Annotated in this window: 9 protein-coding genes; 6 read left to right on the plus strand and 3 right to left on the minus strand. The window is 73.8% G+C overall.

Going from position 1 to position 12404, the window contains the following annotated elements:
- Positions 1-265: 265 nt before the first annotated feature.
- Complete coding sequence (locus ACZ6W9_RS07015) at positions 266-1138, plus strand: alpha/beta hydrolase (protein ID WP_389955129.1); 873 nt, start codon at positions 266-268, stop codon at positions 1136-1138.
- A gap of 117 nt (positions 1139-1255) precedes the next feature.
- On the opposite strand, the gene ACZ6W9_RS07020 is transcribed toward ACZ6W9_RS07015, so the two are convergent.
- Positions 1256-1981, minus strand: coding sequence for a PaaI family thioesterase (locus ACZ6W9_RS07020; protein ID WP_362940494.1), 726 nt, complete (start codon positions 1979-1981; stop codon positions 1256-1258).
- 435 nt (positions 1982-2416) lie between these two features.
- Between ACZ6W9_RS07020 and ACZ6W9_RS07025 the strand changes: the two genes are divergently transcribed.
- Together ACZ6W9_RS07025 and ACZ6W9_RS07030 are read left to right on the plus strand one after the other, a co-directional pair.
- The gene (locus ACZ6W9_RS07025; RefSeq protein WP_470116864.1) at positions 2417-6586 is read left to right on the plus strand and encodes a SpoIIE family protein phosphatase; all 4170 of its coding nucleotides are present in this window, start codon (positions 2417-2419) and stop codon (positions 6584-6586) included.
- Positions 6586-6882 carry an STAS domain-containing protein gene (locus ACZ6W9_RS07030; protein WP_389955135.1) on the plus strand — a complete coding sequence of 99 codons (297 nt, stop codon included), beginning with the start codon at positions 6586-6588 and terminating at the stop codon, positions 6880-6882. The genes ACZ6W9_RS07025 and ACZ6W9_RS07030 overlap by 1 nt, the downstream gene beginning before the upstream one ends.
- A 150-nt stretch (positions 6883-7032) precedes the next feature.
- Here ACZ6W9_RS07030 and ACZ6W9_RS07035 read toward each other — a convergent pair whose 3' ends face one another.
- A complete protein-coding gene (locus tag ACZ6W9_RS07035) occupies positions 7033-8394 on the minus strand; it encodes a glutamine synthetase family protein (RefSeq protein ID WP_389955138.1) in 1362 nt (453 codons plus the stop codon).
- A gap of 292 nt (positions 8395-8686) precedes the next feature.
- Between ACZ6W9_RS07035 and ACZ6W9_RS07040 the strand changes: the two genes are divergently transcribed.
- From ACZ6W9_RS07040 to ACZ6W9_RS07050, 3 genes are read left to right on the plus strand one after another with little or no spacing between them, the layout of a single operon-like run.
- Positions 8687-9634, plus strand: a complete 948-nt coding sequence (locus ACZ6W9_RS07040; RefSeq protein ID WP_470116865.1) for a terpene synthase family protein — start codon at positions 8687-8689, stop codon at positions 9632-9634.
- 35 nt (positions 9635-9669) lie between these two features.
- Positions 9670-10209: an EF-hand domain-containing protein gene (locus tag ACZ6W9_RS07045; protein ID WP_389955143.1), complete on the plus strand. Its 540-nt coding sequence runs from the start codon at positions 9670-9672 to the stop codon at positions 10207-10209.
- Positions 10210-10253: 44 nt separating this feature from the next.
- The gene (locus tag ACZ6W9_RS07050; protein ID WP_389955145.1) at positions 10254-11324 is read left to right on the plus strand and encodes a terpene synthase family protein; all 1071 of its coding nucleotides are present in this window, start codon (positions 10254-10256) and stop codon (positions 11322-11324) included.
- A gap of 77 nt (positions 11325-11401) precedes the next feature.
- Here ACZ6W9_RS07050 and ACZ6W9_RS07055 read toward each other — a convergent pair whose 3' ends face one another.
- Positions 11402-12379 carry an ArsR/SmtB family transcription factor gene (locus ACZ6W9_RS07055; protein ID WP_389955147.1) on the minus strand — a complete coding sequence of 326 codons (978 nt, stop codon included), beginning with the start codon at positions 12377-12379 and terminating at the stop codon, positions 11402-11404.
- Between the last annotated feature and the right edge of the window lie 25 nt (positions 12380-12404).

A 12404-nucleotide genomic window follows, 5' to 3' on the forward strand; every position in this document is an offset into this window, starting at 1 on the left:
ACGGTCACGGGTCGTCTTCACGGTCACGGGTCGTCTTCACGGGCATGAGTCGTCTTCACGGTCACGGGCGCGGGTGACGCCCTGCCGGCCCACTCCGGCGGCCGGAGACGCACGGCGGTGACCTTCAGGACCTCATGAACGGATCCTACGGCGCGGCGCGGCGGGTCTCCGATGCCGTTTTCCCGACGACCCGTGATGGCCGGGCGATGACCGGGGTGGCACACTGGCCGGAACCCCGAAAGGCCGAGGAGAGCGTGGTGAGCCGGTGAGCCCTGTCAGTCCCGTCTTCGGCGAGGTCGCGGTCCCCGGCGGCGCGCTGCGCGTCGCGCGGTTCGGCACCGGGCCACGCGTGATCGTGGCGGTGCACGGCATCACCGCCTCCCTCATGTCCTGGGGCGCCGTCGCCCGGCGGCTGCCGGCCGGCTGGTCGCTCGTCGCGATGGATCTGCGCGGCCGCGGCCACAGCGCCGGACTGCCGGGCCCGTACGGCCTGCGCCGCCACGCCGAGGACGTGAACCTGGTGGCCGACTCGGTGGGCGCGGCACGGGACATCGTGCTGACCGGCCATTCGATGGGCGCCTACGTCGCCGCCCTCGCCGCGGCCGGTCGCGACTACGCGAAGGTCGTGCTGATCGACGGCGGGCTGCCGCTGCCGCAGGCCCCGGGCGCCGACCCCGACGTGGTGCTCGCCGCCACGCTCGGCCCGGCCCTCGCCCGGCTGGAGCAGACCTTCCCGAGCGTCGAGGCGTACGTGGACTTCTTCCGCGCCCACCCGGCCTTCGCCGGCGCCTGGCGGCCGGAGGTGGAGGAGTACGTCCGCTACGACGCGATCGGCCCAGAGGGGGCGGTGCGCTCACGGGTCCGGGCGGAACCGGTCCGTCAGGACGGCCGGTGGCTGCTCACCGAGGGCGAGGCGATCGGCGACGCGCTGCGCGCGGTGCGGTCGCCGCTGTCACTGCTGCGGGCGCCGCGCGGGCTGCTGGACCAGCCGGTCGGCATGCTGCCCGAGGAGGTCGCGGCCGTCTGGGCCGGGCGGCTGCCCGGGCTGCGCGACGAGATGGTCGACGACTGCAACCACTACACGATCCTGTTCGACGACCGCTGCGCCTCGCTGGTCGCCGACCGGCTCACCGGCTGACCGCCGCCCACCGCGACGGCGGCGGACGGCGGTCGGCCCGGGGAACCGGACGGCCCGGGGAACCAGCCGGTACGGAGGGTCGGCCGGTCCGGGAGGCCGGGCGTTACAGCGGGCGGGTCAGGCGGGAGCGATCCAGGTGGCCTTGGCGGAGGCGACCAGGGTGCCGTCCACCTCGTACACGGCGCTCTCGCCGAAGAGCTTGCGGCCCTCGCGACCGGTGGCGCGGGCCACCACGGAGTAGGTGCCGCCGGGGTAGACACGGCGGTGGACCCGGGCGGTGAGGCGGCCGAGCAGGGCGAACTCACCGGGCTTGAAATGCGCCCAGCCGGTGGCGCAGTCGAGCGCGGCCCAGATGACCGCGTCGGGGACGGAGCCGTCGGTGTCGGCGACGGTCATCGGCACCCGCCAGCCCGCGGCCACCAGGCCGGTGCCGGCCACCGGGCCGGGGAAGATCCGCAGGCCGTCGCCGGGAGTGCGCAGGCCGCAGGAGAAGCATCCGGGGAAGGCGTGGGCGGTGAAGCCGGCGAAGCCGGTCTCGGCGAGGGCCGCCTTGTTGAACGGCACGAAGTCCGGGGCGTCGAGCTCCTCGGCGACGGAGATGGCCTCCACCAGGAGGGCGCCGTCGCGGGTGAGGGTGGCGGTGCCGGCCAGGTGACGCAGCTCCAGCTCGGTGTCGAGCGGGGTGGGCGCGTGCAGCGTGACCTCGACGGCCGAGTCGTGCCGGGCGCCGTACGACGCCTCGGTGACCGTACCCGCGATCCATCCGCCGTTCGCGGTGCCCTCTGGCCCGCGGAAACGCGCCGGAACGGTCAGCACGGTCTGCAGCTCGGCAGCCGTCGTCATGCCGCACCTCCTAGTCGCCTTCACGGCGATTGGTTCGTTAACAAATCGTTTTAAACGGACCGACCGATTTTACCGGAGTCATCGCACACCTGCCGAATCAGGGGTCCGCGACGTCCCGCCGGTCACGGAAGCCCCGGCCGCGGGGCGACCGGCCGGCCTCGTCCGGAAGACGCGGATCGCGGCGGCGCGGGACGGTAAGGATAGGGCACCGCGGGGCTCTCCCGCGGCCGGATTCCGCGCTTCGGTGAGATATGCTGCCCGTCACCGTCGCCTCCCCCATGTCCTGGTTCATGCCGTTTCGTCCGACAGGCTGCCGGCTGATCCCGCGGGTCGTTTCATCGAGCCCGCGGACGGGGACGGCGCCGGTCACGCGACAGCGGCACGGTGACGGGTCCGGTGCGCAAGGCTGGGCCCGGCGTGAGGAAAGGGTGTCAGATGGCGCACTGTGACGACGCTGAGCGCGGGCCGGGGAGAGCGTCCGGCGCCCGGGTGTTCACCGCCGACGACGAGGTCGGCAAGGATCTCGCGCTGGTGGACTGGCGGGCGACGCCCCTCGGGCCGCCGGAGGGGTGGCCGCAGAGCCTGCAGACGGCGGTGAGCATCCTGCTGTCGTCCCGGTTCCCCATGTGGATGGCGTGGGGGCCGCGGCTGACGTTCTTCTGCAACGCCGCCTACCGCCGCGACACCCTGGGCCGGAAGTATCCGTGGGCGCTGGGCCGGCCGGCCGACGAGGTGTGGGCGGAGATCTGGGGCGACATCGGCCCGCGGATCGACACCGTGCTGGCCACGGGGAAGTCGACCTGGGACGAGTCCCTGCTGCTGTTCCTGGAACGGGACGGCTATCCGGAGGAGACCTATCACACGTTCTCCTACAGCCCCCTCAGGGACGACGCCGGCGCGGTGGTCGGCATGCTGTGCGTCGTCAGCGAGGACACCGAGCGGGTCATCGGCGAGCGGCGGATGGCGACGCTCCGGGACCTCGGCTCCGACCCCAGCGTGGCCCGCACCGAGCAGGAGATGCTGGCCTTCGCCTGCCGCCAGTTCGGCCGCAACCCGCACGACCTTCCGTTCACGCTGACCTACCTGCTCGACGACGACCGCGCGCGGCTGGCGGGGACGACCGGGATCCCCGCCGGGCACCCCGCCGCCCCGGAGACCCTTCCGCTCGGCGATCCTCAGGGGGTGTGGCCCACGGCGGCGCCGGCCCGGGGGGAGCCGGCGCTCGTGGCGCTCGACGGCGACCCGTTCACCGGCCTTCCCTCCGGGGGCTGGCCGGATCCGCCCACGCACGCGCTGGTGGTGCCGCTGCTGCAGCAGGGCGGCGCGCCGTACGGATTCGTGGTGGCCGCGCTCAACCGGTACCGGCCCCTGGACGACGCCTACCGCGGGTTCATCGAGCTGGCCGCGGGACACGTCGCGGCGGGGATCGCGAGCGCCCGCAGCTACCAGGCCCAGCAGCGGCGGGCCGAGGAGCTGGCCGAACTCGACCGGGCGAAGACCGTCTTCTTCTCCAACATCAGCCACGAGTTCCGCACGCCCCTGACGCTGATCATGGGGCCGGTGGAGGAGCTGCGCACCCGCCTGCAGGGAGCCGACGCGCAGGTGCGAGAGGAGCTGGAGGCCATCCGCCGCAACGGCCTGCGGCTGGGCAAGCTGGTCAACACCCTCCTGGACTTCTCCCGCATCGAGGCGGGCCGGATGCAGGCCCGCTACGAACCCGTCGACCTGGCCGCGGTCACCGCCGAACTGGCCAGCCTCTTCCGCTCCGCCGTGGACAGGGCGGCCCTCTCGTTCCGGGTCGACTGCGCCCCCATGGACGAGCCGGTGTACATCGACCGCGGCATGTGGGAGAAGGTGGTCCTCAACCTCCTCAGCAACGCCCTGAAGTTCACCTTCGAGGGGTCGATCGGCGTCACGGTGCGCGAGGAGGACGGCCACGCGGTGGTGACCGTCGCCGACACGGGCATCGGCGTCCCGGCCGAGGAGGTGCCGCGGCTGTTCGAGCGGTTCCACCGCATCGAGAACGCCCGATCGCGGTCCAACGAGGGGAGCGGCATCGGGCTGGCCCTCGTCCAGGAACTGGTCGGCCTGCACGGCGGCACCATCGTCGCCGACAGCACCGAGGGTGAGGGCACCCGCTTCACCATCCGCCTGCCGTTCGGCTCGGCGCACCTGCCCCCGGAGACGATCGGGACGGTCGCCGACCCCGCCGCCGCGGGCTCCGCCGCCGCCGACCCCTACGTCCAGGAGGCGCTGCGCTGGCTGCCGGAGGACGACGCCGCACTCGCCGGGGACACCTCGGACGCGTCGCCCCAGGACTCCTACGCCGCCCCCGCCGCGGGCCCGGCCGTCCCGGCGCGCGTGCTGGTCGCCGACGACAACGCCGACATGCGCGGCTATCTCGTCCGCCTCCTCAGGGGCGCCGGATATCTCGTCGGCACCGCGGGCGACGGGATGGAGGCCCTGGACGCCATCCGGGCCGACGCCCCCGACCTCGTGGTCAGCGACGTGATGATGCCCCGCCTGGACGGCCTGGCCCTGGTCTCGGCACTGCGGAGCGACCCGCGCACCGCGGCCGTCCCCGTGCTGCTGCTGTCGGCGCGGGCGGGCCAGGAGGAGTCCATCGAGGGCCTGCAGGCCGGGGCCGACGACTACCTGGTCAAGCCGTTCGCCGCCGCGGAACTGCTCGCCCGGGTGCGGGCCAACATGGAGATGGCGCGCCTGCGCCAGCACCAGGCCCGCTGGCGCACCGCGCTGGTGGACTCCCTGCAGGAGGCGTTCTTCGTCTGCGACGAGAACGGCGCCGTCGTCGAGATCAACAACGCGTTCACCGACATCCTCGGCTACGGCTCGGAGGACCTGCCCTACACGGCCGTCCACCCGTGGTGGCCTGACGCCGACGCCGACCCGGAGGCCCACCGGCAGGTGTCCGAGGCCTTCTCCGACCTCCTCGGTCACGACAAGGGCGGCTACACCATCCCCGTCATCCACCGTGACGGGCACCGGGTGTGGGTCAGCGCCAGCTTCAACCACGCGCAGGACCCCGACACCGGGCGCCGCGTCGTCGTCGGCACGTTCCGCGACGTCACCGCCGAGCACTACGCCATCCAGCGGGAGAGCGCCCTCGCCTCCCTGAGCACGGCCCTGTCCCGGGCCGTGAGCCTGCCCGAGGCGCTGGCCGGCGCCCTGCGGGAACTGCACGACCTGTGGCGTGCCCGGTGCGTGCTGGCCGCCGTCTTCGCCGGTGACGAGCCCGTCCTGACCGCCACCGACGAGTCGCTGAGCTGGCACGGGCTCTCCGCCGAGCACCGCCGGGCGCTCACCGGCCTGCGGGAGCGGTCCCCACTGGCCCCCGTCGCCGACCGCACCGGGATGGGCGTCCTGCTGGAGCATCCCGACGGCCCGCTGGCGCTCTGGGTCGACCTGGGCGGCCGCCGGCCCTTCACCGGCGAGGACCAGCTGCTGCTGTCGCTGCTGGCCGGGTATCTCGCCCAGGGACTCGTCCGCGCCCACCAGATCGACCAGCAACGCGAGACGGCGATCGCGCTGCAGCGCGCCATCCTCGGCCCGGCCCGGCTTCCCGAGGGGTTCGCCGTCCGCTACGAGCCCGCCAGCCGTCCCCTGGAGGTCGGCGGCGACTGGTACGACACCATCACCCTGCCCGACGGGCGCATCGGCATCGTCGTCGGCGACTGCGTCGGGCACGGCGTGGAGGCCGCCGCCGTCATGGGGCAGCTGCGGAGCGCGTGCCGCGCGCTGCTCCTGCAGGACGCCAGCCCGGCCCGCACCCTCATGGCCCTGGACCACTTCGCCGCAGGCGTCCCCGGCGCGAGGTGCACCACCGCCTTCTGCGGCGTCCTCGACCCTGAGACGGGGCTCCTGACCTACTCCAGCGCCGGGCACCCGCCGGGCATCCTCGCCCATCCCGACGGCACCACCCATCTGCTCGACGGCGGGCGCTCCATCCCCCTGGCCGCCCGGCCGGGCAGGACCCGCCCCGAAAGCGAGACGGTCATCCCGGCGCGGGCCACGCTCATGCTGTACACCGACGGCCTGGTCGAGCGTCGCCGCCACCCGCTGGACGCGGGCATCGACCGGGCCAGCCGGGCCGTCCAGGACGGCCGGGACGTCGCCGTCGACGACCTCGCCACGCAGGTGATGAGCCACCTGGCGCCCGCCGGCGGCTACAACGACGACGTCGCCCTGCTGCTCTACCGCCATCCCACTCCGCTGGAGATGACCTTCCCCGCCGAGTCGTCCCAGCTCGCCCCCGTCCGCAGGGCTCTGCGGAACTGGCTCACCCAGTGCGACCTGCCGGCCCAGACCATCCAGAACGTCCTGGTCGCCGCCGGTGAGGCGTGCGCCAACGCCATCGAGCACGGCCACCGCCACGCCCCCGGCGACATCGTCCGGCTGCGGGCCGAGGCGTTCGTCGACAACCTGCGCCTCACCGTCGCCGACAGCGGCCGATGGAAACTCCCCCAGCCCGAGGCGAACGCCCATCGCGGCCGCGGCGTCGCTCTGATGCGCGCCATGATGCAGCAGGTCACCATCACGCCCAGCCCCTCCGGCACCACCGTCGACATGCTCATGAGGATCGCCTGATGACCACGCCCCTTACCCTCACCCCCGGACACCGCCCGGACGGGGTCGCGCTCCTGACCGTCGCCGGTGAGATCGACATGAGCAACACCGACGTCCTCGCCGCCGCCCTCGACCGCGCTCCGGGCCCGCTGGTCCTCGACCTGACCGACGTCGAGTATCTCGACAGCGCGGGCCTGAGCGTCCTGTTCACCCACGCCGACCGCCTTACGGTCATCGCCAACGAGCTGCTGTCCCCGGTCCTGACCATCTCGGGGCTCGCCGAACTCGCCACCGTCCACGACGGGGAGCCAGGGTAGACGTCCGAGGAGGCTCGGGCGGACACGTGTGAGGGGCCCGGCCGGCGCCGTACGAGAGGTCCGGGTACGCGTGGGAGGGACCCGGCCGGCGCTGCCGGCCGGGCTCACGCGGGGCGGTTCGCGGTCTTCCGGAGCGGGGAGCCCGGCGGGTCAGAGAACCGGCAGGTAGCGGCCCAGCTCGAACTCGGTGACCTGGCGGCGGTAGTCGCGCCACTCGGCGCGCTTGTTGCGCAGGAAGTAGTCGAAGACGTGCTCGCCGAGGGTCTCGGCGACCAGCTCGCTGTGCTCCATGACCGAGATGGCCTCGTCCAGCGACTGAGGCAGCGGGCGGATGCCCAGCGCCCGGCGCTCGGCCGAGGTCAGCGCCCAGACGTCGTCCTCGGCGCCGGGGGGCATCTCGTAGCCGTCCTCGATGCCCTTCAGGCCGGCGGCCAGGATCACCGCGAAGGCGAGATAGGGGTTGCAGGCCGAGTCCAGGGAGCGGAACTCGATGCGGGTCGAGCCGCCCTTGTGCGGCTTGTACATCGGCACCCGCACCAGGGCCGAGCGGTTGTTGTGGCCCCAGGAGATGTAGCTGGGCGCCTCACCGCCGGCCCCGGCGATCGCCTCGGCGCCGCCCCACAGCCGCTTGTAGGAGTTGACCCACTGGTTGCACACGGCGGTGATCTCCGCGGCGTGCGCGAGCAGACCGCCGATGAAGGAGCGGCCGACCTTGGAGAGCTGGTACTCCGCGCCGGGCTCGTAGAAGGCGTTGCGGTCCCCCTCGAACAGCGACATGTGGGTGTGCATGCCGGAGCCCGGCTGCTCGGTGAAGGGCTTGGGCATGAAGCTCGCCCAGATGCCCTGCTCCAGCGCGACCTCCTTCATGACCAGGCGGAACGTCATGATGTTGTCGGCGGTGGTCAGCGCGTCGGCGTAGCGCAGGTCGATCTCCTGCTGGCCGGGGCCGCCCTCGTGGTGGCTGTACTCGACGGAGATGCCCATCGACTCCAGCATCATGATCGCGTTGCGGCGGAAGTCGTGGCCTGAGCTGTGCGGGGTGTGGTCGAAGTAGCCGCCGTCGTCGATCGGCTCGGGACGGGCGCCCTTCTCCGGCCGTTCCTTCAGCAGGAAGAACTCGATCTCGGGGTGGGTGTAGAAGCTGAACCCCATGTCGGAGGCCTTGGCCAGGGTGCGCTTGAGCACCCAGCGCGGGTCGGCGTGGGAGGGCGACCCGTCCGGCATGAGGATGTCGCAGAACATCCTGGCCGCGCCCGGCATCTCGCTGCGCCAGGGCAGGATCTGGAAGGTCGAGGGGTCGGGCTTGGCGAGCATGTCCGCCTCGTAGACCCGGGCGAAGCCCTGGATCGACGAGCCGTCGAAGCCCATGCCCTCGGCGAAGGCCCCCTCCAGCTCGGCGGGCGCGATGGCCACCGACTTCAGGAAGCCCAGCACGTCGGTGAACCACAGCCGGATGAACCGGATGTCGCGTTCCTCAAGGGTGCGGAGAACGAACTCCTGCTGGCGGTCCACGGCTCCTCCTCCATTACCGACCGGGCGCGACACTCCTGGCCGCGTACAAGTCTGCCCGCTTCGTGTTTCGCACACGTTACGAGAAGAACGGCGGAAAGGCGCATCGGCCGCACCGCCCTCGGGCTCGGCGACTGGCGCGTCCCGGCCGTCCGGCGTGACCGGTGATGCGAGACTCCCAGCAGCCGGAACCGAGTTTGCCCAGGTCAAAGCGGCTAAAACCCCTCTGACCGGGTCAGGGCGGTCGCTCGTGCCCGGCAGGAGCGGACCGAATGTTCTCCCGGGGAGGAAGACGATGCGCACCGGACTGCGGCACGGACCGGCGGGCGGCGTCACGCCGCACGGACCGATGGGCGGCGCCACACCGTACGGCCCGGCGGGCGGCGTCGCGCCCGGCGCGCCGCCCCTCCCGCTCACCGAGAGGCTCGCGGCTCTGGCCGTGCCGTGCCCGGTGCACCCGTCGGTGCACCGGATCGAGGCGGCGGCCATCGCCTGGTCTCGCCGGCACGGCCTGCGGGCCGACCCCGGCGGGGGCGCGCACCTGCTGGCCGGGAGGGCGTTCGCCCGGTACGGCACGGACGCGGCCACGATGTTCGCCCGCTGGCTGATCTGGATGTCCGCCGCGAGGGAGGATCCCGCGGCGCTGGCCGGGGTTCCGGCGGTGGCGCGCGGGGACGAGCCGGGCCCGGCGGCGGTGGAGCGGGCGTTCGCCGACCTGTGGCGGGTCTGCGCGCCGCGGATGAGCGACGGCTGGCGCGAGGGGTTCCTGGCCGGGCTGGACGCCCAGCGCGCGGCGCTGCTCCGCGCCGCGGCGCCGGCCGCCGGAGATTACCCGCCGTTCGGCAGGGACCGCTTCGGCCGCTACCTGTTCGACCTGGTGGAGCCGTGCGCCGGGGTGGAGGCGCCCGCGTCCGTACGGCGGAGCCCGCACTGGGCGGCGGTCGTCGAGGCGAGCTGCGACGTGGTCGCGTGGTGCGCGGACCTGGTGTCCGGGGACGGCTACCTGGCGGCCGCGAGCCCCGGCGCAGGCGGGGACCCCGTGGCGTGGGTCACAGATCGGTTGGTCGAGCGGATGGACGACCTGTGGACGGCCGCCCGCATGATCCCGCAGGTGGTGGAGCGGCGCGGCCTCGACACCGCCGCCGCCCGGGAGGTGATCCAGGTCACGTGCGCTTTCTTGACCATTCCCAGGGCCCACCTGGAATGGCTCTTGGAATCACCTCGCTATCGTCACCTAGCGTAATCGTCCGCGCCATTCACGTAACACGAGGGTCTACCGTGAGCACCGAACTTCTCAAGCACAAATTAGACCGTGCCTTCGGGCACCTGGACGTCGACGGCGACGGCCGGGCCGTACGGGACGACATGCTCGGGCTGGGCGCCAGGATCCTGGTCGGATTCGGAGAGTCACCGACCTCTCCGGCGGGCAACCGGCTCGTCGGCGGGCTGGAGGCGATCTGGTCGACGCTGTCGGCCGCGGCCGGCGGCGACGGCGTGATCTCCCCGGAGGGCTTCCGGGCGGGCATGATCTCGGCGTTCGTGGAGGGCGGCCGGTTCGATCCGGTGTTCCGGCCCGCCGCCGAGGCGGTCGCGCGGCTCTGCGACACCGACGGGGACGGCTCGGTCCGGCCGGACGGCCTGCGGATCGCACTGACCGCCTTCGGCACCGCCCACGACGACGTGGACGTGGCGTTCGACCGGCTCGACCGCGACCGGGACGGGGTCATCGCGGTCGGCGAGCTGGTCGAGGCGGCCCGGCAGTACTACACGAGCACCGACCCGAACGCGGCCGGCAACTGGCTCTTCGGGCCGCTGTAGTGCTCGCCAGGACATGCGGGGCGGCGCCCCGCGAGATGGACGAGATGGAACGATGGCCGTCCCGGGCCCGCACCCCCGTCACGGCCGCGTCCCTGCTCCTGCCCCTCGTCGAACGGGTACCGGCGATGGGCGCGCCCTGCCGCATGCACCCCGCCATCGACCGGATCGGGGCGTCGCTCGCCGAGTGGGCCCGGGGGACGGGCCTGGAGCCGCCCTCGGGGGCGCGGTTCGAGCGGATGGCGGGCCGCGCGCTCGCCGACGCCGGCGAGGACGCGGCGCTGCTGTTCGCCAAGTGGCTGACCTGGCTGTTCTGCTTCGACGACGAGTGGGACGAGAAACCGGCCGGGCGGGTGGCCGAGACCGTCGACGCCGCCTTCACCCGCCTCGGCGTCATGACCCGGGCTTCGCCGTTCCTGCCGGGTTCCACCGGCGGGTCCGGCGCGTCCGCGACCGGGGAGCGCCCTCCCGTTGAGGCGTCGTTCGCCGGCCTGTGGCGGGCCACGGCCGGGCGGATGAGCGCCCGGTGGCGGCAGCGGTTCGCGCGGGGGCTGGTGGCCCAGGGGGCGGCCTGCCGCGCGGAGGCGGAGAACCGGTGCGCCGGGCGGGTGCCCTCGGCCGCGGAGTACCCGGCGCTGCGCCGGGGCACCGCGGGGCCGTACCTGTTCGACCTGGTCGAGCCGTGCCTGGGGGTGGAGGTGCCGCCGGGGCTGAGGGAGAGCGTGACCTGGCGGACGCTGGTGGACGCCTGCAACGACGTGACGGCCTGGTGCAACGACGTGGCGTCGTATCCCAAGGAGCGGGCCAACGGCGACGTGCACAACTACGTGACGGTCGCCGCCGGCGCGTTCGGGTTCTCGGAGGCGGAGGCCGTCGCCTGGGTCAGCGACCGGATCGCCGAGCGTGCCGAGGACCAGCGCGCCGCGGCCCGGCGGCTGCCCCGCCTCTTCGACCGGTTCGCGCTGTCGCCGGCCCAGGCCAGGGACGTCAGCAAGGTCGCGTGCGCCTTCCTGGCCGCGCCGCGGGCGCAACTGGAGTGGCTCCTGGAGTCCAGCCGGTACGGCGCGGCCGCCCCGGCGGCCCGGGACGGATACGGCCCGGCGGCCCAGAGCGGGTAGGCCCGGCGGCCTGGGGCCGGAGGGTTCCGCCCCTCCCGGACCGGCGCGCCCCGGACCGGCGCGGCGATCCCGCCGGTTCAGGAGACGCAGGCGAGGGAGTCGCCCACCGGGCTGCGGCGGTAGACGACCTCGCGTCCGAGGCGGCGGCGGGTCACCAGCCCCCCGCCGGCCAGGACGGTGAGGTGCTGGCTGACCGCCCCGGGGGTGAGGCCCATCCGCCGGGCGAGCGCCGAGGTGGTCGCGGGCTCGGCCAGGGCGGTGAGGATCCGGGCCCGGGTGCGGCCGATCAGCGCGGCGAGGGCGTCGGGGGCGGGCGGCGGGCCGTCGGTCCACAGCGTGCCGACGCCCGTCGCCGGGTAGACGAGCATCGGCTGGTACGGCTCGACCATCGCGGCGGTGTCGGGCCAGTGGAAGGCGGTCGGCACGAGGACCAAGCCGTCGCCGCCGATCGGCGCCGAGTACTCCCGGCTCCGGACGATGGCGAGCCGGTCGCCGCGCCAGCTCACGTTCGGGTGCAGGTCGGCGAAGAGGTCCCGGGCCCCTCCCGCGGCGAGCCTGCGGGAACGGCGCAGCACGTCGGCCTCCAGCAGGCCGTGGACGCGCGGCCAGAACCCGGCGAGCGCCGCCTCCCAGTAGCGCTCCAGGGCGTCGGCGACGCGTGCCACCCCCGCCTCCGGGTCGGCGGTGAACCGCGCGACGATCCGGGGATCGGCCCCCTGCACCCACCCGGCCTCCTCCGCCGCCCGCGCCGGGGGCGTGCGCCGTACCCGGTCCAGCTCGGTGGCGAGGTCGGGCAGCGGGGTGTCGGGGACGGGCGTGAGGAAGTCGGCGAGGTAGCCGCGGAGCGGGACCAGCGCGAACAGCTCCGCCATGTCGAGCGCGGCCACCCGGTCGCGTACGGCGCGCACCCACGGCAGGTGCAGGGAGTGTCGGGCCGGGTCGCGGATCACCCGCAGGCTGGCCACCAGCTCCCAGAGCGGGGAGAACGCGAAGCGGATCCGCGCGACGTCCTCGGGGGCGAAGATCCACTCGACATGGCAGGACTTTTCAGGCACGGCTAAAAGATTCGCGTCCGGCCGC

It is taken from the genome of Streptosporangium sp. NPDC053982, assembly GCF_055585205.1.

Coding starts and splice junctions, on each gene's coding strand:
- ACZ6W9_RS07025 (WP_470116864.1), top strand. CDS start 2,417: ATGGCGCACTGTGACGACGCTGAGCGCGGGCCGGGGAGAGCGTCCGGC.
- ACZ6W9_RS07030 (WP_389955135.1), top strand. CDS start 6,586: ATGACCACGCCCCTTACCCTCACCCCCGGACACCGCCCGGACGGGGTC.
- ACZ6W9_RS07050 (WP_389955145.1), top strand. CDS start 10,254: ATGGAACGATGGCCGTCCCGGGCCCGCACCCCCGTCACGGCCGCGTCC.
- ACZ6W9_RS07020 (WP_362940494.1), bottom strand. CDS start 1,981: ATGACGACGGCTGCCGAGCTGCAGACCGTGCTGACCGTTCCGGCGCGT.
- ACZ6W9_RS07040 (WP_470116865.1), top strand. CDS start 8,687: ATGCGCACCGGACTGCGGCACGGACCGGCGGGCGGCGTCACGCCGCAC.